Origin of the sequence: Streptomyces sp. NBC_01235 (genome assembly GCF_035989285.1) — a bacterium.
In the GTDB taxonomy this organism is placed as follows: Bacteria; Actinomycetota; Actinomycetes; order Streptomycetales; family Streptomycetaceae; genus Streptomyces.
This window is the reverse complement of sequence record NZ_CP108513.1, coordinates 5,741,130-5,764,447: the sequence shown is the minus strand read 5'-3', so window position 1 is coordinate 5,764,447 and position 23,318 is coordinate 5,741,130. Positions and strand designations below refer to the sequence as shown.

General features: G+C 69.2%; 19 protein-coding genes. 9 read left to right on the top strand and 10 right to left on the bottom strand.

Translation table 11 applies throughout. The features are described from left to right. Positions 1-26 precede the first annotated feature (26 nt). From gnd to dnaA, 3 genes are all read right to left on the bottom strand, one after another. On the bottom strand, positions 27-902 hold the full coding sequence (gnd, locus tag OG289_RS25670; RefSeq protein WP_327316366.1) for a phosphogluconate dehydrogenase (NAD(+)-dependent, decarboxylating): 876 nt from the start codon (positions 900-902) through the stop codon (positions 27-29). 201 nt (positions 903-1,103) lie between these two features. After that, positions 1,104-2,234 (bottom strand): DNA polymerase III subunit beta, encoded by a 1,131-nt coding sequence (dnaN, locus tag OG289_RS25665; protein ID WP_327316365.1) that lies wholly within the window; start codon positions 2,232-2,234, stop codon positions 1,104-1,106. A gap of 937 nt (positions 2,235-3,171) precedes the next feature. Further along, positions 3,172-5,169, bottom strand: a complete 1,998-nt coding sequence (gene dnaA / locus OG289_RS25660) for a chromosomal replication initiator protein DnaA (protein WP_327316364.1) — start codon at positions 5,167-5,169, stop codon at positions 3,172-3,174. A gap of 377 nt (positions 5,170-5,546) precedes the next feature. Here dnaA and rpmH point away from each other — a divergent pair, with 377 nt between their 5' ends. The 9 genes from rpmH to OG289_RS25615 all read left to right on the top strand — a co-directional run bounded on the left by rpmH (position 5,547) and on the right by OG289_RS25615 (position 13,349). Next, a complete protein-coding gene (gene rpmH, locus OG289_RS25655; RefSeq protein WP_018846094.1) occupies positions 5,547-5,684 on the top strand; it encodes a 50S ribosomal protein L34 in 138 nt (45 codons plus the stop codon). 21 nt (positions 5,685-5,705) lie between these two features. Further along, a complete protein-coding gene (gene rnpA / locus OG289_RS25650; RefSeq protein WP_078615780.1) occupies positions 5,706-6,077 on the top strand; it encodes a ribonuclease P protein component in 372 nt (123 codons plus the stop codon). After that, positions 6,074-6,421, top strand: a complete 348-nt coding sequence (gene yidD / locus OG289_RS25645) for a membrane protein insertion efficiency factor YidD (protein WP_327316363.1) — start codon at positions 6,074-6,076, stop codon at positions 6,419-6,421. Before rnpA ends, yidD begins: the two co-directional genes overlap by 4 nt. A gap of 3 nt (positions 6,422-6,424) precedes the next feature. Continuing rightward, complete coding sequence (yidC, locus tag OG289_RS25640; RefSeq protein WP_327316362.1) at positions 6,425-7,693, top strand: membrane protein insertase YidC; 1,269 nt, start codon at positions 6,425-6,427, stop codon at positions 7,691-7,693. 15 nt (positions 7,694-7,708) lie between these two features. Next, entirely contained in the window at positions 7,709-8,221 is a 513-nt protein-coding gene (locus OG289_RS25635) for a Jag family protein (protein ID WP_327316361.1), read from the top strand. A 118-nt stretch (positions 8,222-8,339) separates the two neighbouring features. Further along, positions 8,340-9,056 (top strand): 16S rRNA (guanine(527)-N(7))-methyltransferase RsmG, encoded by a 717-nt coding sequence (rsmG, locus tag OG289_RS25630; protein WP_327316360.1) that lies wholly within the window; start codon positions 8,340-8,342, stop codon positions 9,054-9,056. A gap of 1,179 nt (positions 9,057-10,235) precedes the next feature. Continuing rightward, entirely contained in the window at positions 10,236-11,309 is a 1,074-nt protein-coding gene (locus OG289_RS25625) for an AAA family ATPase (protein WP_327320801.1), read from the top strand. Further along, positions 11,306-12,403 carry a ParB/RepB/Spo0J family partition protein gene (locus tag OG289_RS25620; RefSeq protein WP_327316359.1) on the top strand — a complete coding sequence of 366 codons (1,098 nt, stop codon included), beginning with the start codon at positions 11,306-11,308 and terminating at the stop codon, positions 12,401-12,403. Before OG289_RS25625 ends, OG289_RS25620 begins: the two co-directional genes overlap by 4 nt. A 328-nt stretch (positions 12,404-12,731) precedes the next feature. Continuing rightward, a complete protein-coding gene (locus OG289_RS25615) occupies positions 12,732-13,349 on the top strand; it encodes a GNAT family N-acetyltransferase (protein WP_327316358.1) in 618 nt (205 codons plus the stop codon). Between the two features lie 90 nt (positions 13,350-13,439). Here OG289_RS25615 and trxA read toward each other — a convergent pair whose 3' ends face one another. The 7 genes from trxA to OG289_RS25580 form a co-directional block, all read right to left on the bottom strand. Continuing rightward, positions 13,440-13,772, bottom strand: a complete 333-nt coding sequence (gene trxA, locus OG289_RS25610; protein ID WP_085211203.1) for a thioredoxin — start codon at positions 13,770-13,772, stop codon at positions 13,440-13,442. A 41-nt stretch (positions 13,773-13,813) separates the two neighbouring features. Then, positions 13,814-14,782: a thioredoxin-disulfide reductase gene (gene trxB, locus OG289_RS25605; RefSeq protein ID WP_327316357.1), complete on the bottom strand. Its 969-nt coding sequence runs from the start codon at positions 14,780-14,782 to the stop codon at positions 13,814-13,816. A 177-nt stretch (positions 14,783-14,959) separates the two neighbouring features. Next, complete coding sequence (locus OG289_RS25600; protein ID WP_327316356.1) at positions 14,960-15,859, bottom strand: anti-sigma factor family protein; 900 nt, start codon at positions 15,857-15,859, stop codon at positions 14,960-14,962. Further along, a complete protein-coding gene (gene sigM, locus OG289_RS25595; RefSeq protein ID WP_327316355.1) occupies positions 15,856-16,581 on the bottom strand; it encodes an RNA polymerase sigma factor SigM in 726 nt (241 codons plus the stop codon). Before sigM ends, OG289_RS25600 begins: the two co-directional genes overlap by 4 nt. A gap of 21 nt (positions 16,582-16,602) precedes the next feature. Then, a complete protein-coding gene (locus OG289_RS25590; protein WP_327316354.1) occupies positions 16,603-18,294 on the bottom strand; it encodes a protein kinase family protein in 1,692 nt (563 codons plus the stop codon). A 138-nt stretch (positions 18,295-18,432) separates the two neighbouring features. Next, positions 18,433-20,736: a murein biosynthesis integral membrane protein MurJ gene (murJ, locus tag OG289_RS25585; protein ID WP_327316353.1), complete on the bottom strand. Its 2,304-nt coding sequence runs from the start codon at positions 20,734-20,736 to the stop codon at positions 18,433-18,435. Positions 20,737-20,780: 44 nt separating this feature from the next. Next, on the bottom strand, positions 20,781-23,213 hold the full coding sequence (locus OG289_RS25580; protein ID WP_327316352.1) for a DUF6049 family protein: 2,433 nt from the start codon (positions 23,211-23,213) through the stop codon (positions 20,781-20,783). Positions 23,214-23,318: the final 105 nt, after the last annotated feature.

Below are 23,318 nucleotides of genomic sequence, written 5' to 3'. Positions count from 1 at the left end.
TGTGGATCGCGGGGCGACCCTGTGGATTACTTCTTCTCGACGGCGTGGCCGCCGAACTGGTTGCGCAGCGCCGCGATCATCTTCATCTGCGGCGAGTCCTCCTGGCGGGAGGCGAACCGCGCGAACAGCGAGGCCGTGATCGCGGGCAGCGGCACGGCGTTGTCGATCGCGGCCTCCACGGTCCAGCGGCCCTCGCCGGAGTCCTGTGCGAAGCCGCGCAGCTTGTCGAGGTGCTCGTCCTCGTCGAGGGCGTTGACGGCCAGGTCCAGCAGCCAGGAACGGATGACCGTGCCCTCCTGCCAGGAGCGGAAGACCTCGCGTACGTCCGTGACGGAGTCGATCTTCTCCAGGAGCTCCCAGCCCTCGGCGTAGGCCTGCATCATGGCGTACTCGATGCCGTTGTGGACCATCTTCGCGAAGTGGCCGGCGCCGACCTTGCCGGCGCGCACCGCGCCGAAGTCGCCCTCGGGCTTGAGCGCGTCGAAGATCGGCTGCACCTTGGCGACGTTCTCCGCGTCGCCGCCGTACATCAGCGCGTAGCCGTTCTCCAGGCCCCAGACACCGCCGGAGACGCCGCAGTCGACGAAGCCGATGCCCTTGGCGGCCAGCTCCTCGGCGTGCTTCTCGTCGTCCGTCCAGCGGGAGTTGCCGCCGTCCACGACGACGTCGCCCGGCTCCAGCAGCTCGGCGAGCTCGTCGACGGTCGACTGCGTGGCGGCACCGGCCGGGACCATCACCCAGACCACGCGCGGGCCCTTGAGCTTGCCCACAAGCTCTTGGAGGCTGTGGACATCGGCGAGGTCCGGGTTGCGGTCGTATCCGACGACGGTGTGGCCTGCGCGGCGGATCCGCTCGCGCATGTTGCCGCCCATCTTGCCGAGGCCGATGAGACCGAGCTCCATCAGTTGTTCCTTAGGTCGCTGTGTGGCGTGTGGGGCACATTCGTACCCATGTCCGAGCCTAAACCCGGACCGTCACGCACACCTGTGGGCATACGCGCTCAAACGTACGGCCCATCTGCGCGTTCACCTGCGGCTTCACCCACAGGCCGGGCGTACTTCCTCCACGGCCTGTGGACAACTTCAGGCAGCTCGGACGGCCGGTCAGCCGCTGAGGCGCACCGGCATGATCAGGTACTTGTAGGCCTCGTCCGCCTCCGCGTCCAGCGCCGGCTTGCCGCTGAGCAGCGCGGGCTTCGTGGACGTCGTGAAGGACAACTGGGCGACCGGGGAGTCGATGGCGCTCAGACCGTCCAGCAGGAAGGTCGGGTTGAAGGCGATCGAGATGTCGTCACCCTCCAGCTGGGCGTCGACCCGCTCCACAGCCTGTGCGTCGTCACTGGAGCCGGCCTCCAGGATGAGCACGCCCTGCTCGAAGCTCAGCCGCACCGGGGTGTTGCGCTCGGCGACCAGCGCCACACGCTTGACGGCCTCCACGAAGGGGGCGGTCTCGATCACGGCGACGGAGTTGAACTCGGTCGGGAACAGCGTGCGGTACTTCGGGAGGTCGCCCTCCAGGAGGCGGGTGGTCGTACGCCGGCCCGCGCCCTCGAAGCCGATCAGGCCCTCGCCCGAACCGGAGCCGGACAGAGCCAGGATGACGCTGTCGCCGCTCGTGAGCGCCTTGGCTGTGTCCAGGAGCGTCTTGGCGGGCACCAGGGCGACCGCGGAGGCCTCCGGGTTCTCCGGCTTCCACAGGAACTCGCGGACCGCGAAGCGGTAGCGGTCGGTGGAGGCCAGCGTGACCGTGTCGCCCTCGATCTCGATGCGGACACCGGTGAGGACGGGCAGCGTGTCGTCACGACCGGCGGCGATGGCGACCTGGGCGGCCGCGGAGGCGAAGACCTCGCCGGGGACCGTGCCCGTCGCGTTCGGCATCTGCGGCAGGGACGGGTACTCCTCCACCGGCAGTGTGTGGAGGGTGAAGCGCGAGGAACCGCAGACCACCGTCGCCCGTACACCGTCTGTGGAGATCTCCACCGGGCGGTTGGGCAGGGCGCGGCAGATGTCCGCGAGCAGGCGGCCGGAGACGAGGACCGTGCCCTCCTCCTCGACCTCGGCCTCCACGGAGACCCGCGCGGAGACCTCGTAGTCGAAGCTGGACAGGCTCAGCTGGCCGTCCTCGGCCTTCAGCAGCAGGCCGGCGAGGACAGGCGCCGGCGGACGGGCCGGGAGGCTGCGTGCCGCCCAGGCCACGGCCTCCGCGAGTACGTCGCGTTCCACCCGGATCTTCACTCTTGCCGCCTCCTGCTGTTGCCGGCGCTTCTCGCCCTGCCTGGCCTTCGTCGTCTGTCTCGGTGTGGTCGGTCCCGGTGAGGGGAAGGACCACCGGGGACCAGTCTGACGCACCGCACTGACAGTCGGTGCCCCTCGGGGTCAAGTCGTGACGAGGGGCAGCCGGGCACCGAAGAGCGAGTTGTGCACAGGACCCGCTTCGAAACGGATTCCTCGCTCTCTCTAGTTGTCAGTAGTAGTAGGGCCTGTGGATACCGTGGATAACCGTGTTTTCGCAGCTCAGAGGCGATTTTTTATCCACTGGCCCTGTGGGCGGAGGCGGTGGAAAACCGGGGCCTTCTGTGGAGAACAGAAAGTTCTGCACACTCCGTGCACAGGGAGGGGCGACTTGTCCCCAGCGTCGTCCCCAGCTTTACCCGTCTTTCCCACAGGCCAACCCGGCAACTTCGTGTGACGCCTTTCACTCGACCCGGTGAGGAGGCGCGTCGGGTTGCCGAACAGTGGACAGACATGTGGAGAAGCCGGAGATCGCTGGGGACAACAGGCCTCAGCCTGTGGGTTGTCGGTGGACAACTTCGTGCACAGCCTGTGGATCATTTCTTTGTCCACAGCCTGTGGAGATCCTTCGTCCACGAATCCACAGCCTGTTGACCTGGTTCGATCGTCCCGCACCGGGGACGCCTGTGGACACAGTCTGGACAACTTCCCGGTCCCCAGGGTGTGGACGGGAAAAAGTCACCGAATCTGTGGAGAGTGGCCGTAACCCGGCCGGTAATCGAACACCGGGTGAGCGGCGGACGACCGCCACCGAGCGCCGCGGACCTCCGTCGAGGCCGCCACCGAGCCCCGCGCGGGGCTCGCGGGACGACGAAAGGCGCCCCCGGGATGTCCTCCGGGGGCGCCCTCAGCGGCGTGCGCGACGCGTTCTCCGGCGCCGTCAGCCGTTCTTGATGCGGTTGGTCAGCTCGGTCACCTGGTTGTAGATGGAGCGCCGCTCGGCCATCAGATTGCGGATCTTGCGGTCCGCGTGCATGACCGTCGTGTGGTCACGGCCGCCGAACAGCGCGCCGATCTTCGGTAGCGACAGGTCCGTCAGCTCACGGCACAGGTACATGGCGATCTGCCGGGCCGTGACGAGCTGGCGGCCGCGCGAGCTGCCGCACAGGTCCTCGATCGTGAGGCCGAAGTAGTCTGCGGTCGCGCTCATGATGGCCGTCGAGGTGATCTCCGGCGTGGAGTCGTCGCCGCCGGGGATCAGGTCCTTCAGGACGATCTCCGTCAGACCCAGGTCCACCGGCTGCCGGTTGAGCGACGCGAACGCCGTCACCCGGATCAGCGCGCCCTCCAGCTCGCGGATGTTGCGCGAGATCCGGGAGGCGATGAACTCCAGTACCTCCGGCGGGGCGTTGAGCTGTTCCTGCACCGCCTTCTTGCGCAGGATCGCGATACGCGTCTCCAGCTCGGGCGGCTGGACGTCGGTGATCAGGCCCCACTCGAAACGGTTCCGCAGCCGGTCCTCCAGCGTGACCAGCTGCTTCGGCGGCCGGTCGCTGGACAGCACGATCTGTTTGTTGGCGTTGTGGAGCGTGTTGAAGGTGTGGAAGAACTCCTCCTGCGTCGACTCCTTGTCCGCCAGGAACTGGATGTCGTCGACGAGCAGGATGTCCATCTCGCGGTACCGCTTGCGGAAGCTGTCGCCCTTGCCGTCGCGGATGGAGTTGATGAACTCGTTGGTGAACTCCTCGGAGCTCACGTACCGCACGCGCGTGCCGGGGTAGAGGCTTCGCGCGTAGTGCCCGATGGCGTGCAGCAGGTGTGTCTTGCCGAGGCCCGACTCCCCATAGATGAACAGGGGGTTGTAGGCCTTCGCCGGTGCCTCGGCGACGGCGACGGCGGCCGCGTGCGCGAACCGGTTGGAGGCGCCGATGACGAAGGTGTCGAAGAGGTACTTCGGGTTCAGACGCGCCGTCGGCTCACCGAGGCCGGCCTTCGGCGAGGACTGCGAGGCCGACTGCCCCGGCCCACCCCCGCCCGGCTGGCCGGGACCGCCCGGGCCACCGCGGTGCGGATGCCCGAGACCTGCCTGCGGATCGGGCAGCTCACGCCGGCCCGGGTCGCGCTGGTCGTAGTCGGAGCGCGAGGACTCGTAGTCGGAACGCTTCTGCTCGTACGGCGAGGGATCGTAGGGCGGCCGCTCCATCGGCTGGGGGCGGTAGTCCTGCGACGGCGGACCGTAGGAGTCCTGCGACGGGGAGCCGTACGGGTCCTGGGAGTTGGGCCCGCCGTACTGGTCCTGCGACGAAGGCGACGCGTACGGATCGCGCTCGGGGAAGCCGAGCCGCTGCTGCTGCCAGCTGTACTCGTCCTGCTGCGGCCGCGGCCACGCGCCGGGCTCGGGCCGCTGGTACTCCGACGGGTACGCCGGCCGCGCGGTGGGCAGCGGGTCCGGGCGCGAGCCGGGGAGCTGGTCGCCGGGCGTCGGGGGCAACTGGTCGGCGCGGTGCCGGCCGTAGCCCTCGTACTGGCTCTCGTACGACTTGTCGTATCCGCCGTCGTACCGGCCGTCCTGCTGTCCGTCGTACGGGCCGGACGGGAGCTCGGGCTCCTCGTAGCGCGACTGCTGCTGGACAGGGGGTGCCGGCGGGGCCGGGGGTTCGCCGGCGGAGTCGTCGACGGTGATCGCGATGCGGATCGGGCGACCGCACTCGCGGCTCAGCGTCTCGCTGACGATCGGGGCGAGGCGCCCTTCGAGGACGCCCTTCGCGAATTCGTTCGGTACGGCGAGCAGGGCGGTGTCGGCGACCAGCGCGAGCGGCTGGCAGCGCCGGATCCAGTGCTCGTCCTTCCCCTCGACACCCTGGCCCCGGCCCTCGCCGAGGAGCTGCTCCAGTACTCGTGGCCACACTGCGGCAAGATCGGCAGGTACGTCAGCCACAGGGCACGCTCTCTCGTGGGTCCCACGAACGTGTGGTTGTGGGACGGCGGGGATTCATATCGGGCGGGGGCAGGGACAAAGGAACGAATCGGAGTTCAGCCAAGGTAGTCAGGGCGACGGCTGCGGTTCAAGTTGTTGTCCCCAGCCTGTGGATAGTGTCTCCCAGTGACCGCCGGTTTGACCGGATGGCGTAGCCGCGCGTACCGTAACCAGGTCGAGTTGTCGATGGCTGCTGCCGCCTGCCTCCGATGGGCACAGATCACGTCAGGTGATCGGGAAGCGGTGCACTCGGGCGTTGACCGCGAGCTACCTCGTGGGCGCACGGTGACAGCCAGGACGGCACCCCGCCACCACCGATTGATTTCTGGAGCCCCCGAGTGAGCAAGCGCACCTTCCAGCCGAACAACCGTCGTCGCGCCAAGACCCACGGCTTCCGCCTGCGGATGCGCACCCGTGCCGGCCGCGCGATTCTTGCGAACCGCCGCAGCAAGGGTCGCGCGAACCTGTCCGCCTGAGCCTGATCAGGTCATGACGTCGTGCTGCCTACCGAGCATCGGCTGAGGCGGCGCGAGGACTTCGCGACCGCGGTACGACGGGGCCGTCGGGCCGGACGCCCGACTCTCGTCGTCCATCTTCGAAGCGGTGCCACGGACCCGCACGCGCCTGGGGAGAGCGCTCCCCCGACGCGTGCGGGTTTCGTCGTGAGCAAGGCCGTGGGAGGCGCGGTCGTACGCAACAAGGTGAAGCGCAGACTGCGTCACCTGATGCGCGACCGAGTCACCCTGTTTCCCCCCGGTAGCCTGGTAGTCGTACGGGCGTTGCCCGGGGCGGGCGACGCCGACCACGCACAGCTGGCCCAAGACCTGGATGCCGCCCTTCAACGGCTACTGGGAGGGGGCGCGCGATGAAGTACCCGCTGCTGGCTCTGATCAAGCTCTACCAGTGGACGATCAGTCCGCTGCTCGGGCCGGTGTGCAAGTACTACCCGTCGTGCTCCCACTACGGCTACACGGCCATCGACCGGCACGGCGCGATCAAGGGAACGGCACTCACGGCCTGGCGCATCCTGCGGTGCAATCCGTGGTCGCTGGGTGGAGTGGACCATGTCCCGCCGCGTAAGCGCCCGCGGTGGCACGAAATGTTGCGTGACGCCTGGCGTGCACGCAGGGGCGGGACCTCCGCCGCCGAAACGGCCACCGAAGCTCCCTCGAGCCCGGCCGCAGAGACACCGTCCCATGCCCAAGGAGCATGATTAGTGGACACGATTGCCAGCCTCTTCAGCTTCATCACGACACCTGTCTCCTGGGTCATCGTCCAGTTCCACACGGTGTACGGCGCCATCTTCGGCCCCGACACCGGGTGGGCCTGGGGCCTGTCGATCGTGTCCCTGGTGATCCTGATCCGTATCTGCCTGATCCCGCTGTTCGTGAAGCAGATCAAGTCGACGCGGGCCATGCAGACGCTCCAGCCCGAGATGAAGAAGATCCAGGAGCGCTACAAGAACGACAAACAGCGTCAGTCCGAAGAGATGATGAAGCTGTACAAGGAGACGGGCACCAACCCGCTCTCCTCGTGCCTTCCCATCCTGGCGCAGTCCCCGTTCTTCTTCGCCCTGTACCACGTGCTCAACGGCATCGCGACGGGCGACACCATCGGCGTGATCAACCAGAGCCTCCTGGAGAGCGCGCAGAAGGCGCACATCTTCGGTGCTCCGTTGGCCGCGAAGTTCACCGACGGTGCGTCGAAGGTGGAGTCGCTCGGCGCCTCGCTGACCGACGTCCGCGTCGTCACCGCGATCATGATCGTGATGATGTCGGCCTCGCAGTTCTTCACGCAGCGCCAGCTGATGACGAAGAACGTCGACACCTCGGTGAAGACGCCGTTCATGCAGCAGCAGAAGATGCTGATGTACGTCTTCCCGGTCATGTTCGCCGTCTTCGGCATCAACTTCCCCGTCGGTGTCCTCGTCTACTGGCTGACCACCAACGTGTGGACCATGGGCCAGCAGATGTACGTGATCCGCAACAACCCGACGCCGGGTTCCAAGGCTCAGGCCGCGTACCTGGAGCGCCTGTACAAGCACGTCACGCACCACGGCAAGACCCGTAGCCGCGGCGAGAAGGCCATCGTCAAGGCCATCGTGGCCAAGGGCCGCGACCGCAACGACGCCGAGCGCAAGTTCATCAACGGTCTGACCAAGGTGGGCTTCGCGGCCCAGCCCGACGGCACCGTGATCAAGAGCGAGGCCCAGGCCGCCGCCCAGGCCGAGGACGGCACGCCGACGAGCGCCGCCGCCAAGCGCCAGCAGCCCAAGCGGCAGTCGAAGTCCCAGCGCCAGTCCAAGGCGGCCGGCGAGCCCACCTCGCTGAGCAAGTCCGACGAGCCGGAGGACGCCAAGCCCTCCGGAGCGGCCGGCGCCGCCAAGCAGGCCGCTCCCAAGCCCGGCTCCTCAGGCCGCAGCAAGGCCCAGTCCGGGCAGCGCAAGGGCGGCCCGCAGCGCCCCAAGTCCCCGTCCAAGAAGTAAGAAGGAGCCCATCCCGTGACGGAAGGCACCACCTCCTCCGCCGCCGAGGGTGCAGACACCCTGACCCGCCTGGAGCAGGAGGGCGAGATCGCGGCGGACTACCTCGAGGGTCTGCTGGACATCGCCGATCTCGACGGCGACATCGACATGGACGTCGAGGCCGACCGCGCCTCCGTGTCGATCATCAGCGACTCGGGCACCCGTGACCTGCACAAGCTGGTCGGCCGGGACGGCGAGGTGCTGGAGGCGCTGCAGGAACTCACGCGCCTGGCCGTGCACCGGGAGACCGGCGACCGCAGCCGCCTGATGCTGGACATCGCGGGCTATCGCGCCAAGAAGCGCGCCGAGCTCTCCGAGCTGGGCGCCAAGGCCGCGGCCGACGCGAAGAACAGCGGCGAGCCGGTGAAGCTGAAGCCGATGACGCCGTTCGAGCGCAAGGTCGTGCACGACGCGGTCAAGGCCGCGGGCCTGCGCAGTGAGTCCGAGGGCGAGGAGCCGCAGCGCTTCGTCGTCGTGCTGCCCAACTGATTCGGTACGTACGTATCCCCGGCCCCGTCTGTTGCGCAGACGGGGCCGGTCTTTGTCAGCCTGGTAGTTCTGGTGGTCGGCGCTCGAAGCGCTGATGCGGTACGGAAGGACGGTCCCCGTGACGGAGGCAGCGGAGCTCCCCCCTGCGCCCGAAGTGGCACGTGAGGTATTCGGCGATCGCTTCGGTGATGCGGTCCGATACGCCGAGCTCCTGGCCGAGGCAGGCGTGCAGCGCGGGCTCATCGGCCCGCGGGAGGTGCCCCGCCTGTGGGAGAGGCACATCCTGAACTGCGCGGTGCTCTCCGAGGTCGTGCCCGAGGGCGTGACCGTGTGCGACGTCGGCTCGGGTGCCGGTCTGCCCGGCATTCCCCTGGCGCTCGTGCGGGAGGACCTGAAGATCACCCTGCTGGAGCCGCTCCTGCGACGCACCAACTTCCTCACCGAGGTCGTCGAGCTGCTCGGCCTCGACCATGTGACGGTGGTGCGGGGCCGCGCCGAGGAGGTCATGGGCACGGTGCCACCGGTGCATGTGGTGACCGCCCGCGCCGTGGCCCCCCTGGACCGCCTGGCCGCATGGGGCATCCCGCTGCTGCGTCCCTACGGCGAGATGCTCGCCCTCAAGGGCGACACCGCCGAGGAAGAGCTGAAGAGCGCCGCCGCGGCACTGAGCAAGCTCGGTGCCGTGAGCACCTCGGTCCTGCATGTCGGCGAGGGCGTGGTCGATCCGCTGTCCACGGTGGTGCGGGTCGAGGTCGGGGAGAGCCCGGGCGGTGTGCGATTCGCGGCCAAGCGGGCCAAGGCGGCCCGGACCGGACGGGTCCGCCGCCGCCGTTGATCCGGCCGTCGCGTCCTGGCCGGGCCTCATGTCGCTGGGCCCCGCCGGCCGCGCACTCGCCGGCGGCCTGCTCCTCGGCCGGCGGGGCCCATGAGTCCGCGCGGCGAGTGGCGATCAGCGCGGAGTGCAGCCCATGCCAGGAGAGCCACACCCACGACGACTGCGCCGCAGGTGACCAGCAGTCCCGTGGAGAGGTACGTCGGTCCTCCGTTGCTGACGGGTGCGGTGAGCCAGGCGGCGACGAGGGGGCCGACGAGTCCCGCGGCGGCCAGGGGGACCAGCACGGACCACAGTGCCGTGCTCCGCAGCACCGGCCACGGTCGGCTGTCGTCGACCGTGGGGCGGGCTCCCGGCCCCGGCGGAGGTACACGGCCGGGGCCGCGCACCCCGTGGCCACGGACACCACGGCGATCCCCACCAAGCCGGGGCGCTCTGGCCGTGGTGCACCCGACCGGTCGGAACCTGGATGGTCCCGGCCTCAAGGCCCTCGGCTACCAGGTCTTCCCCCGCGGGGCGGCGGTGAAGGTGCTCGGCGAGGACAACGTCGCGGCCGACATCGCCTGTCCGGCTGGCAGAGCACCGAGAGCCAGGCGACCTTCGACCGGATCGGACGCAGCGTGGGCGAGGTCGTCCCGAACGGCGAAGTGACCACTGATCACATGGCGCCCTTCCTTCACCGGCTCCCGGAGTCCGGGATCGTGCTCCTGACCCCTTCGTCCGACGACCCTGAGGGCCTGCTCTCCCTCCAGGGCGACTGCCCCGTCCGGCGACCTCGCGAAGCAGGCGGCAGGCGACACATGCGACGGCCTGCAGGAACGCGAATGCGTTGTGATGCAAGACACTCGCTGGCCGACGGGCTCATCTCGGCGGTGACCTCTCTGTGCGCCGGCAACCGAGGTGGCGTTGCTCCCGGGCGCTCGCGGAGAAGCCGCCATACTCCACGCAAGAAGCCAAACGTACGCATACCGGGGTGTCGCGCAGGCGCCGACCTGGCCCCCATGCATCGTGTTTCACGTGAAACGTCGCTCACTTCTCCACGGCATCATCAGTCGCGGTCGTGCCGCAGCCGAACCCCGCGACCGCAAGCCTCTCGGTTCACTCGATGAGGGGCGGGAGTTGTCCACAGAGGTGGATTTCTCCACAGAACCACAGGGCTCACTGGTTCATGACCCCGAAGACATGGGAGGCTCTGTTCATTGCGAGCCTGAAGTCGAGGAGAGTGAAGCCTTGCGGTCCGACGCCAACATCGCGGGACCGATGACCGATCCGGTCCCCGGTCCCCGTACCGAGTCGTTCGGGGAGGATGTTTCACGTGAAACACCGCCCCCCATGGACGACACCCCGATCGGTCGTGCTGCCCAACTCGCGGTGGAGGCTCTGGGCCGCGCCGGCGAGGGCCTGCCGCGCCCTGAACAGACCCGTGTGATCGTGGTGGCCAACCAGAAGGGCGGGGTGGGCAAGACGACGACGACGGTCAACCTTGCCGCGTCCCTGGCCCTGCACGGAGGCCGTGTCCTGGTGGTCGACCTCGACCCACAGGGCAACGCGTCCACCGCCCTGGGGATCGACCACCACGCCGAGGTGCCGTCCATCTATGACGTGTTGGTCGACAGTCGTCCCCTCGCCGAAGTCGTTCAGCCCGTCCCCGACGTAGAGGGCCTCTTTTGCGCCCCCGCTACGATCGACCTCGCCGGTGCTGAGATCGAGTTGGTGTCCCTGGTGGCACGTGAGAGCCGCCTGCAACGAGCGATCCAGGCATACGAGCAGCCGCTGGACTACATCCTCATCGACTGCCCGCCGTCGCTTGGCCTGCTGACGGTCAACGCCCTGGTGGCTGGTGCCGAGGTCCTCATCCCGATCCAGTGCGAGTACTACGCGCTGGAGGGACTGGGACAGTTGCTGCGCAACGTCGACCTGGTGCGGGGGCACCTCAACCCCGCCCTACATGTGTCGACCATCCTGCTCACCATGTACGACGGCCGGACGCGCCTCGCGTCGCAGGTCGCCGAGGAGGTGCGCACCCACTTCGGTGACGAGGTGCTGCGGACGAGCATTCCCCGCTCGGTCCGTATCTCCGAGGCGCCGAGCTATGGGCAGACGGTGCTGACCTACGATCCGGGGTCGAGCGGTGCCCTCTCCTACCTTGAGGCAGCACGAGAACTCGCGCTGAAGGGTGTCGGCGTCAGCTATGACGCGACGCACGCCCATATCGGCGCCCAGAACAACCTGAACACGGTGGAGGGGATCCAGTGAGTGATCGACGGAGGGGGCTGGGTCGGGGTCTTGGCGCGCTGATCCCTGCTGCCCCGACGGAGAAGACACCGGCGCAGACCGGGGTGGGAGGCGGGGGAACCACCCCCGCAGCCGTCCCGGTTCTGACGGCGGACCGCGGGGTGGCCGCGGCGAAGGTGGCCACGCTGCCGCCTGTTTCACGTGAAACAGAGGAGCTGTCGGCGAACGGCGCCCTGGAGACGCCCGCGCCGCCCATCGGCGCGCACTTCGCGGAGATCCCCCTCGACCAGATCACCCCGAACCCGCGCCAGCCGCGTGAGGTCTTCGACGAGGACGCGCTGCACGAGCTCATCACCTCCATCAAGGAGGTCGGACTCCTCCAGCCGGTCGTCGTACGCCAGACCGGTCTCGCGCGCTACGAGCTCATCATGGGTGAGCGGCGTTGGCGGGCCTGCCGTGAGGCCGGCCTGGAGGCGATCCCGGCGATCGTGCGGGCCACGGACGACGAGAAGCTTCTCCTGGACGCCCTCCTTGAGAACCTTCACCGGGCTCAGCTGAACCCGCTGGAAGAGGCAGCCGCCTACGACCAGTTGCTGAAGGACTTCAACTGCACGCACGACCAGTTGGCGGACCGCATCGGCCGATCCCGCCCGCAGGTCTCCAACACGCTCCGTCTGCTGAAGCTCTCACCGGCGGTTCAGCGCCGGGTCGCGGCGGGAGTGCTCTCCGCCGGTCACGCCCGGGCGTTGCTCTCCGTCGACGACTCGGAGGAGCAGGACCGGCTGGCTCACCGCATCGTGGCCGAAGGCCTCTCGGTGCGGGCCGTCGAGGAGATCGTGACCCTCATGGGCTCGCGTCCGCAGACGGCTCAGCGTGCCAAGGGTCCGCGTGCCGGCGGTCGGGTCTCCCCGGCGCTGACCGACCTCGCAACCCGGCTCTCGGACCGCTTCGAGACGCGGGTGAAGGTCGACCTGGGGCAGAAGAAGGGCAAGATCACCGTCGAGTTCGCGTCCATGGAGGACCTTGAGCGCATCCTCGGCACGCTCGCTCCCGGTGAGGGCCCCGTTCTGCAGAAGGGTCTCGTGGAGGGCGACACCGAGGAGACGGAAGACTGAGCCGCAGCTCGGCCGGGGTCGTGTCGGTCGTGGGACTCTGTGAGCGAGCCGTGTCCGGTGTGTACCGGAACACGGCTCGCTCTTTGCTTTCAGGCGGTATCGATGGAATCGCATCGTGGATACGATGCGATGAGGCTTTGGCGCATCCACCTGGCAGTACCTCGGAGCGGGAGGCGGGGGCCATGCGAACGATGAGCCGGATCGGACTGGTGAGCGCCGGACTGGGGCTGGGCGCGGTCGGCGGTTTCGTCGGCAGTCTGCTCAGAGAACGGAGCGCTCTGACAGCCGCTCGCGACGCTGCGGGCGAAGGAAGCGAGGAACAGCCTTCATGGGGCGCAGGCTCGTACCGCTCACGCTGGACAACCTTCAGGACCTTCCCAAGCGTTGTCGCTCGTGTGTCTTCTGGGAGCTGGACCCCGTCAGCGGTGCAGCCGCGGTAAAGGCTGGCACGTCCTCCCTGGAGAAGGAGTCCTGGATCTCCGCCGTCCTGCTGGACTGGGGGTCGTGCGGACGGGTCGTCTACGTGGACGACGCCCCCGTGGGCTTCGTCCTCTACGCGCCCCCCGCCTACGTTCCCCGCTCGACGGCCTTTCCCACGAGTCCACTGTCGCCGGACGCGGTGCAGTTGATGACCGCGTTCATCATGCCGGGTTACCAGGGGCAGGGACTCGGCCGCGTGATGGTCCAGACGGTCGCCAAGGATCTGCTGCGGCGGGGCTTCAAGGCGATCGAGGCCTTCGGCGACGCACGTTGGAAGGAACCTGCCTGCTTGCTCCCGGCCGATCACTTGCTTGCGGTGGGCTTCAAGACGGTGCGTCCCCATCCTGTCCATCCGCGGATGAGGCTGGAGCTGCGGACCACGCTCTCCTGGAAGGAAGATGTGGAGATGGCCCTCGACCGGTTGCTGGGAGCGGTCCAGAAGGAGCCGGCGCTGCGACCGCTGTAACGGGTTCAATGAAGCGAATGGGCCGGCCCGTGTGGGCTGGCCCATTCGTGTTTCACGTGAAACATCAGCCGTCGGGGGGACGGCTCAGCGTCACTCGGAGATGAAGGTCTCCAGGTCCCGCACGAGCGCGGCCTTCGGCTTGGCACCGACGATGGTCTTGGCGACCTCGCCGCCCTGGTAGACGTTCAGTGTCGGGATCGACATGACGCCGTACTTGGCGGCCGTGGCCGGGTTCTGGTCGATGTTGAGCTTGACGATCTCGATCTTGTCGCCGTGCTCGGCGGCGATGGCCTCGAGCGACGGAGCGATCTGACGGCACGGGCCGCACCACTCGGCCCAGAAGTCCACCAGGACGGGCTTGTCGCTCTTGAGGACGACCTCATCGAAGTCGGCGTCGGTCACATTCTTCAGGGTGCCGGCCACAGGGGGCTCCTTAATTCCTTGTGCGGGGGCGGGAGAGGGGGTCAGACAGAGGTCTTCTCGGGCTCGGCCTGCTCCTCGTCCGCGAGGGCGGCGAGGTAGCGCTCGGCGTCGAGGGCGGAGGAACAGCCGGTGCCGGCCGCGGTGATCGCCTGGCGGTAGGTGTGGTCGACCACGTCACCGGCGGCGAAGACACCGGTCACATTCGTCCGGGTGGAGGGGGCGGAGACCTTGAGGTAGCCCTCCTCGTCGAGGTCGAGCTGTCCCTTGAAGAGCTCGGTGCGCGGGTCGTGGCCGATCGCGATGAACAGGCCGGTCACCGGAAGGTCCGAGAGCTCGCCGGTCTTGAGGTTGCGCAGCTTCAGGCCGGCCAGCTTCTGATCGCCCTGGATCTCGGCGACTTCGCTGTCCCAGACGAACTTGATCTTCGGGTCGGCGAAGGCACGCTCCTGCATCGCCTTGGAGGCGCGCAGGGTGTCCCGGCGGTGGACGATCGTCACGGACTTGGCGAAGCGGGAGAGGAAGGTGGCCTCCTCCATCGCGGTGTCGCCGCCGCCGATCACGGCGATGTCCTGGTCCTTGAAGAAGAAGCCGTCACAGGTGGCGCACCAGGAGACGCCGCGACCGGAGAGGGCGTCCTCGTTCGGCAGACCGAGCTTGCGGTGCTGGGAGCCGGTGGTCACGATGACGGCCTTCGCGCGGTGAACCGTGCCTGCGGTGTCCGTGACGGTCTTGATCTCACCGCTGAGGTCGACGGAGACGATGTCGTCGGGGATCAGTTCGGCGCCGAAGCGCTCGGCCTGAGCGCGCATGTTGTCCATGAGCTCGGGGCCCATGATGCCGTCCTGGAAGCCGGGGAAGTTCTCTACCTCGGTGGTGTTCATCAGCGCGCCGCCCGCGGTGACGGCCCCTTCGAACACCAGCGGCTTCAGCGACGCGCGTGCGGTGTAAAGGGCCGCGGTGTAGCCGGCGGGCCCGGAGCCGATGATGATCACGTTACGGACGTCGCTCACGGCTTGTTTCCTCGTCTCTGGACAGCATCGGTCGACCGGGGGAGCTACTTGGTCTCTCACCCCACCCAACGGATCCTAAGGGGCGTGCATTCCCGGTGTGTCCGGGCACACGGAGGGACGACGCCGGAGGGGATGCCAGGGGGATACGGACGCAGAACAGGGACGAGGTGTCGGCTGTCAGTGACGCGTGTAGGAGTTCGTCAGCAGAACCTTGGCAGGGCCCGACGACGGATGACCCACACAGGTCTTGTCCATGATGTAGGCGTCGATCCGGGCGCCGTCGGAGGTGTCGGGCAGCACGACGAGTATGGCGTCCGTCCCCTGGTACCTGCCGTCCTCGACGGCGAGAGCCGTTTCGCTGCGGCCGATGCCCTGCCTTACGCAGGCGGGAACCACTGGCTCCCGGAAGACCTGGGTCGGCGGGCTTTCAGGCTCGTCGCCCTGGATCTTCACGCTCTGCGAGGCACGGGAGCCGCCGGCCTTGGCCAGAAGGTCGGTGACCTGTGACTCCAGCTTGCTCGCGGAGAAGGTGTCCGGCGCGGTGGACTGATGCGCCGAAGTGCCCGGCCCTCCGCCGCCCGTGAGCGACGACACGAGGACGGAACCGAGCCCCAGTGCCGCGGCTGTGAAGACCGCGCCGAGGACGGCGACCTTGCGGCGCCCGCCCCGCTTGCGGTCCTTGCGGCCCGGGCCGGTGCTGGTGGCGCGGGCATGCCCCGTCGGCCGGTCCGTCGCCCTCGCTGTTTCACGTGAAACATGGAGCGCGTCGGCGTCGGCCGCGTCGGCGGCGGTCTCCCGAGCGTCCTCGGTCTCCGGGGTCGTGGCGTTCAGCAGGGCCTCGGCGGCGAGTGCGGCATCGATGCGGTGGGCGACGTCGTCGGGCATGCGGGGCGGGCCGGGGAGGTCGCCCAGAAGGCCGCGGATCTCCTCCAGTGATGCGTGGACGTCCGCGCAGAGTTCGCAGGTGTCCAGATGCCGCCGCACGTCGGCGCTCCGGGAGGGGGCGAGCAGGCCCTCGGTGAGGTCGGAGATCTCCGCGACGTCCGGGTGCCCGGTCGTGTCCGTCGTCGATGTCACGCTCGCCCACCTCCGCCCTTCACAGCAGCTGAATCGCCTGTCCCGGCGTTGCCCGGCCCCTCGTCCCGAGGTTCCGCTGCCGGTGGGACGGATGTCCCCTGCGCCCGGTTCCGTCCTGCGCCGGTTTCTCTCTCGCCGCCGATGTTGTCCGGCCGCAGATGGGTGAGCAGCGGCAGGAGTCTGGCTCTGCCTCGGGCGCAGCGGCTCTTCACCGTCCCGGTCGGCACATCGAGCATGCGGGCGGCCTCGGCGACCGGGTAGCCCTGCATGTCGACGAGGACCAGGGCGGCCCGCTGGTCGGTCGGGAGGGTGCCGAGCGCTTCGAGGAGCTGGCGGTGCAGGTCGTTGCGTTCAGCGGGGGCCGACGCCGACTCGTGCGGCTCGAGCAGCTGCTCCAGTCGCTCGGTGTCGTCGACCGGAGAGGTCTTGCGGGAAGCGGCCTTGCGGGCGCGGTCCAGACAGGCGTTCACCGTGATGCGGTGCAGCCAGGTCGTGACGGCGGACTGGCCGCGGAAGGTGTGGGCGGCCCGGTAGGCGGAGACAAGAGCGTCCTGGACGGCGTCAGCGGCCTCCTCGCGGTCTCCCAGCGTGCGCAGCGCCACCGCCCAGAGCCGGTCACGGTGCCGCCGCACGAGCTCACCGAAGGCGTCGGGATCGCCCTCGACGTGGCGAGTGAGGAGGTCCTGGTCGCTCACTCCGTCATATCCGGCGCCTTCCGCCATCGGACCCCCTCCCCCTCGCCCTCAGCTGGTCACCTTGATGTCCGCCACACGGCCACGATAGGTACCTTCCTCGGTCAGCGGCAGCTTGGTCAGCCAGACCAGGACGTAGCGGGTCTTCACGGCCTTGGTCGGCTTGAGCGTCACGCTCGTGCCGGAGCCCGCGGCGACCTTCGAGTAGGCCTTGAAGGAGCTGGGCTCCGAGCTCGCTTCGTCGGAGGCGGCAAGGAGTTCGACCGAGGTGTTCCCCACGAAGGTAACGGTCACCTTCCCGACCTGCTGCACTTTGCCGAGATCCAGGATCATCCCGAGGCCCGGCTTCAGGTTTCCGAACTCGGCGCCCTGGTAGTAGTCCGTCTGCCAGTACGTCGCCGCGCTGTTGTCGTATGCCTTGTCTATGTCGGAGGGCTTCTCGGATCCGTCCCCGAAGGGGTCGAAGTCCTGACCGGCCTTGATGGTGATCGGCTGGCTGGCGGGCTTCGTCGGGGCCTTGTCGCCGTCGTCCGTGGTCTGCGTCTGGTTCGTGTCGTCGGATCCGCTCTGGCCCATCAGGGCGTCCGCGAGCTGCCAGCTGCCCAGGCCGAGGGCGGCGATGAGGAGGGCGGAGACCGCCCACTTCAGGGCCTTGCCGGTGCGGCTCTGCAGCGGGGGCGGCGGAGTCGGCACGGGCTGGGTGACACCCGGGTGCGGTGACGGACGGCCGTAGGTGCCCTGCTGGTACGTCGTGCGTTGGTAGTCCGGGGGTGCTGTGAACGAAGGCTCCGGCGGGCGGATGCGAGGCATCTCGCCGATCGCCTTCACCAACTCCTCCGGCGTGGTGCAGGCGGCCTCGTGCCGGGAGGCGGTCGCGCCGTCGTTGACGAGGGCACGCATGGCCAGCTCGGACAGGCCCCGGTGGACGCCTGCGCGTACCTGGTCGGGGGCGATCAGCCCGATGTCCTTGGGCAGCCCGGACAGGCCGTAGGCGTCGTTCTCGTACGGCCAGCGCTGGGTGAGTGCCGCGTACAGCAGGGCGCCGATCGCCTCGGTGTCGGTGCGCTGCGGGGTGTCGGTGGTGATGCCGCGCAGAGCGGCGTTCACGGCGAGGCCGCGGATGCGCCACTGGCCCGAGGAGGTGCGCAGTACGGCGTTGGGGTTCAGGCGCAGATGTGACAGGCCCTCGCGGTGCGCGGCGGCCATGGCGGACGCGATCTGACTGACCATCTGGTAGGCGTTGTGCGGCTCCAGCGGGCCGGCCGCGAGCAACGGGGTCAGCTCGGTGGCGTCGGGCAGCCACTCGTGGACGACGTAGACGAGGTCGTTCTCCTCGACTGCGTCCAGCACTTGGACGAAGCGGGGATCGCCGAGCAGGGCGGAAGAACGGGCCGCGGCCAGCACCGAACGGGCCCGTGCGTGGTCCGCGGGCAGGACGTGGACGCCCACGGCACGACGGAGTTTCTCGTCGACCGCACGCCAACTGCTGAAACCGTCCAGACGGGTGACGCACTCCTCGAGGCGGTAGCGTCTGGCGAGCTTGTGACCGCTGTGCAGCTCCGGCGGTGAGGCCTTCTTCCCGGGACGCTCCGCCCCGCCACTCCCCTGTGCCTCGTCGCTGTCCGTGTCCTGCTCCCGGTTCTTGACCACCCCGTCGGCCGTGGACTGGTCCGCTTGTGCGGTCAGCGGCTCGTCACCGCTGTTGTCTGCCACGTCGACGGCAGCTGTGCTCCGTTCCGCCACCGTCGTTCCTGCCTCCCCATCCAATGCGCGCCGTCCGACCTCGTGCGCGCCGTCCGACGCCGAACCCAATTGTGCCCACAGTCTGCCGCTATGCACGACACGCGGCGGCGGACGATGGTTGTGCGGCCACCTCCCGACTCAGCGACCCAGGCGTCCGCGGACCATGCCGACGAGCGAGTTGAGCTCCTCGATGCGCATGCGGCGGGCGGCGACGAAGAAGATGCCGAGCAGAAGGGCCCCGCCGGCCAGCAGCGCGGCGAAGGATCCGACGACACCCTGGCCCAGGCTGTGGCCGATGCCGTAGCAGGCGACGCCGCTGACCAGGGCGGCCGGTACGGAGGCGATGCACAGCCGGGCGTACGTCCGCAGGACGTGAGAGCCGTCCAGGTCGCCGCCGAGCCGCTTGCGCAGCCGGTTCCAGGCGACACCGACGCCGATCGCGTACGCCAGGCCGTAGGAGGCCGCCATGCCGACCACGGCCCAACGGGCGGGGAGGACGAAGTAGCAAACCGCCGAGGCGCTCGCGTTGACCGCGGCCACGATGACCGTGTTGTAGAAGGGAGTCCGAGTGTCCTCGTAGGCGTAGAAGGCGCGCAGGACGACGTACTGCACGGAGTAGGGGATCAGGCCGAGGCCGAAGGCCATCAGCATGAAGCCCATGTTCGTGGCCTCGCTGGTGCCGGAGGAGCCGAAGATCAGGGTGCACATCGGGATGCCGAGGGCGAGGAAGCCGAAGGCGATCGGCACGATGGCGACGGCCGTGGTGCGCAGGCCCTGGGAGATGTCGTCGCGGACCGCGCCGCCGTCGCCCTCGGCCGCCGAGCGGGAGATGCGGGGCAGCAGGGCGGCCATCAGGGAGACGGTGATGATGGCCTGCGGCAGGCCCCAGATCAACTGGGCGTTGGCGTAGGCGGCGAAGCCGGTGCCGTCGACCGGCGAGTCCTTTCCGGCCGACGTGGACAACTGGGTGACGACGAGCGCGCCGGCCTGGTTGGCCAGGACGAACAGGACGGTCCACTTGGCGAGGGTCGCCGCCTTGCCGAGGCCGTGGCCCTTCCAGTCGAAGCGCAACCGCAGCCGGAACCCGGTCTCGCGCAGGTACGGGATCATCGCGAGGGCCTGGACGACCAGACCGAGCAGGACTCCGATGCCGAGGAGCCGCTCGCCCTCCGGCGGGATGGTCGTGACCTTCATGCCGGAGTCGGCGGCGGTGCCGTAGACCCAGATGAACATGCCCAGTGTCACGATGATGACGATGTTGTTCAGGACCGGAGTCCACATCATCGCGCCGAACTTGCCACGGGCGTTGAGGATCTGGCCCATCACGACGTGGACGCCCATGAAGAAGATCGAGGGCAGGAAGTAGCGGACGAACGTGATGCCGACCTCGTTGGCCGCCGGGTCGCTGGCGACCGAGTCGGACAGGAGGCGGATCAGCAGCGGCGCCGCGGCGATCGCGGCGACCGTGAGCACGCCCAGCGCCACCATGACCAGCGTGAGCAGGCGGTTGGCGTACGCCTCGCCGCCGTCCTCGTCCTCCTTCATGGCTCGCACGAGCTGCGGCACGAAGACGGAGTTGAGTCCTCCGCCGACGGTCAGGATGTAGATCATCGTCGGCAGCTGGTAGGCGACCTGGAAGGTGTCGCCGAGCAGACCGACGCCCAGCGCCGAGACGATCAGCGCGGAGCGGACGAAGCCGGTGAGGCGGGAGACCATCGTGCCCGCCGCCATGACGGCGCTGGACTTCAGCAGGCCCGAGGCGCGTCCGCCCTTCTTCGCGGCGGGGGCGGCGGCCGGAGCGGGATCCGCGGCCGGCGTGGCGGTGAGGTTCATGGTCTGGTCGGCCGCGGGCGACGGGGTCATCGGCGCCTGGTACTGGGGCGTCTGGTACTGCGGTGCCGCTGCCTGACCGCCCGGGGCCTGGGCGGGGCTCGGCACGGCCGGGGGATCCGCCGGGCCGCGGGAGCCGCTCTGCTGCTGGTCCCGGAAAAGGTGGGCGAACGCGTCGGGTTGGTGCTGCTCCTCACCGGAGTGCGTCACCAGGTCGTCCACGCCCACGAACTGGGTCGTCCGCGGGTCGTCGCCGTACGGCAGGTACTGGGTGGGGCCCTCCGGCTCGGGCGCCGGGGTCTGCGCCCACACATGCGGGTCGGGGGCGTACGGGGACTGCTGGGGCGGGCCGTACAGCGGCTGCTGAGGCTGCTGAGGCTGGTAGGCGTCCGGGGGCGGCGGTGGGTGCGCGGCGCGGTCGTAGAGCGCCTCGGCGACCGGGTCCTGCGCGGTGAGGTCCTGGGCCCGGTAGGGGTCCTGGTCGTAGGCGTCCTGGAGGTACATGTCCGCGGGGTGCTGCGGCGGCACCTGGCCATGCTCGGGGGGCGGGCCCTCGGGGTGGCCCGAGCCGCCCGCGGCCCGGCCGCGGTCACCGTCGTACGGCGCGTTCATGGTTACCCCACCTCATCGTCCCGGGCCCACCGGCCACGACATCCTCAACGGTCCACTCTCTCACCCGTGGCGGACGGGTCAGCGCTTTCCGCTGCGGTGTCCGGTGTCTCGTCACTCGGCTGCTCCGGGTCGTCTGCCCCGGTTCGGGCGTCGGACTCTTCCTGGTTACGGTCGTCGGGGCGCTCGGGGTTCTCCGGGCCGTCGGCGGGCTCGCCCGCCTCGGCGGCACCGTCCTCGGCGTCCTCGGTGGACTCGCCGTTCTCGCCGTCCTCGCCGGACTCCTCGGCCTCCCGGGCCGCGGCACGCTTGCGCTGGGTGTACATGCGGAAGCCGGCCAGCACGAGCAGCAGGAAGCCGCCGCCGATGACCAGCATCACGGTGGCCGTGATCTCGGTGACCTTCACGTCGAAGGTGACCGCGTCGCCGTACTCCTGGCCGTCCTCGGTGTACAGCTGGGCGATCACCGTCGTCTGGCCGTTGACGTTGGCGGACGTGGGGAACTTCACCGTCGTGGTGTGCCCGCCGGAGACCTCGATGGGCTGCTCCGCGTAGACGTCGCCGTCGATCTCCAGGCGGGTGTCGTTGGTCGAGGTGAGCCGCAGCACCAGGTGGTCGACGCCCTGCACCAGATTGTTCTGCACGGTCACGGGGATCGTGGCGCTGCGCCCGGAGAGCTTGGTCTCCGACTTGTCGATCAGCTTGACCTGGCCGGTGAGGCTGTCGAGGTAACCCTGCACGTCCTGGCGGAACGTGCTGGCGGCGGTGCTCCGGCCTCGCCACGACGTGGACATCTCACGGTTTATGGCCCGCCCGAAGGGGGTCACCACCCGGGCGTCGTTGGTGAGGATCACCTTGAAGTTGTCGAGTTTGTCCTGTGTGTCCGCGATCTGCTCGAAGGCCGACCGGGGCAGTTCCTGCCTGCGCGGCGAGGAGGGGTACGCCGACTTCGACGAAACCTTCGTGGTGGCCTCCGGATCGGGCTTGGCCTTGGCGCTCGCCGCGAGCTGCTGGGACTGCGACCAGGTTCCGCCCTGGAGCGTCGTGACGGCCGCCGCAAGCGACCGAGCCTGGCTCGCGGTCGGCATGCGTTGCGGGGCGACGACGACGCTGCGCTGCTTGCCCGTCTGCAGGTTCAGCTCCAGGCTCTGTGCGAGGAACTCCTGCACGGCGAGCGTGGACGCGGAGGCCTTCGTCAGATCGCCCTGGAACGCCGTCGACAGCCGCGCGTCCGCGACGACCGCCGTGGTGCCGCCGCCGATGGGCCGGGCCGCCGACGGGGTGTAGGAGAGATCGCCGTTCTCCGTCAGGCTGTCGCTGCGCGCGATCACCTTGTCGGCGCCTGCGGAGGTGGCGACCTTGACGATCGACGGGTCGACGGCGCCGTCCACCGGCCAGGCGAAGTCGGTGTTGGGCGTCACGTGCAGCACCGTCTCCACCGTGGTGGCGGCGACGTCGGTGGCGGCCTTGAGCTGGCTCAGCGAGCCGGCGACGCCGGTGCCGTTGTGGGCGAGGGCCGCCAGGTCGGGATCGGCGAAGGGTAGCGCGACGACCTCCTTGCCGGTCACCGCGTCCTGAAGATCGTCGAGCCACTGCTTGGCGATCGCCTGGTGGGTGCCGGCCGTGGTGGTGTCGCCGTCGCCCCGGATCCGGTAGCTGCCGGTCATGGCGTCCACGGACGCCAGCAGGTCGGGGTCGATCACCCAGGTGACGTCGAGTTGCCTGCCCAGGGTCAGGAGCTGGTCGAGGCGGCCACCGGGAGCGATCTCCGCGGCCAGGTCGTCGTTGAGGAAGACCGGCGTCTGCTGTGCGTTCGAACCGGTCTCCGCCGTCATGTGCACGGTGGACATCAGCGGCCACAGCACGGTCGTCCGGGTCCGGGTGTCCGCCTCGTCGGACTGCCACGGCAGGAAGGTCCGCTGGATGCCCAGCAGCTGCTCCCACGGCTGCGCGGACGTCTCGCCCGAGAGGGCGACACCGATCGGGTAGACCCCGTCGTCGCCGAGGTCGAGCTTGTCGACCGGGACGGAGATGCTGAAGGGCTTGGCCACGCCCGGCGTGAGCTCGGCGAACTCGGCGACGTACTTGCCACCCACCTCGGAGCCGTCGGTGCCGGTGATGGCGTCCGCCCGCTTGGCGGCACGGTCGATGGCCGAGCGGGTGGTGAGCGCGGAACCCACCCGCAGGCCCACATGGGCGTCGGTGACCGCCCGCTTGCCGTTGTTGGTGACTGTGCCGGAGACGGTCAGGGTGTCCCCGTCGGTGGGGGCGCCGGGGGTCAGCGAGTCGACGGCGACGGCAACCGTGCCCGTGTCGGAGGCCTCCTTGGCGGAGGTCTGGCCGACGGCCTGTGCGGGGGCGGCGGGCAGCTGGAGGAGACCGGCCAGCAGAGGCGCCCCGGCGAGCAGTGCGCCGGTGCGCCGCAGCCACCGGCGGGCAGGTGAGGGAGTCATCCCCGGGAAGTCTGCCGCCTCGGCCACGCGTTCGCCCGTCCCTCGTCGTCGTCAGTGGTCGTCGGAATGTGCGTCCACGCATGGTAACGATGCGCGCTGAGGGGAAGTGCCGCGGTCTGCTCCGCAAGATCG

What these genes read in the sequence shown, in the direction of transcription:
- gnd (WP_327316366.1), bottom strand. Translation starts at nt 902, where the DNA reads ATGGAGCTCGGTCTCATCGGCCTCGGCAAGATGGGCGGCAACATGCGC.
- yidD (WP_327316363.1), top strand. Translation starts at nt 6,074, where the DNA reads ATGAAGTACCCGCTGCTGGCTCTGATCAAGCTCTACCAGTGGACGATC.
- OG289_RS25625 (WP_327320801.1), top strand. Translation starts at nt 10,236, where the DNA reads ATGGGAGGCTCTGTTCATTGCGAGCCTGAAGTCGAGGAGAGTGAAGCC.
- OG289_RS25615 (WP_327316358.1), top strand. Translation starts at nt 12,732, where the DNA reads ATGGGGCGCAGGCTCGTACCGCTCACGCTGGACAACCTTCAGGACCTT.
- sigM (WP_327316355.1), bottom strand. Translation starts at nt 16,581, where the DNA reads ATGGCGGAAGGCGCCGGATATGACGGAGTGAGCGACCAGGACCTCCTC.
- murJ (WP_327316353.1), bottom strand. Translation starts at nt 20,736, where the DNA reads ATGAACGCGCCGTACGACGGTGACCGCGGCCGGGCCGCGGGCGGCTCG.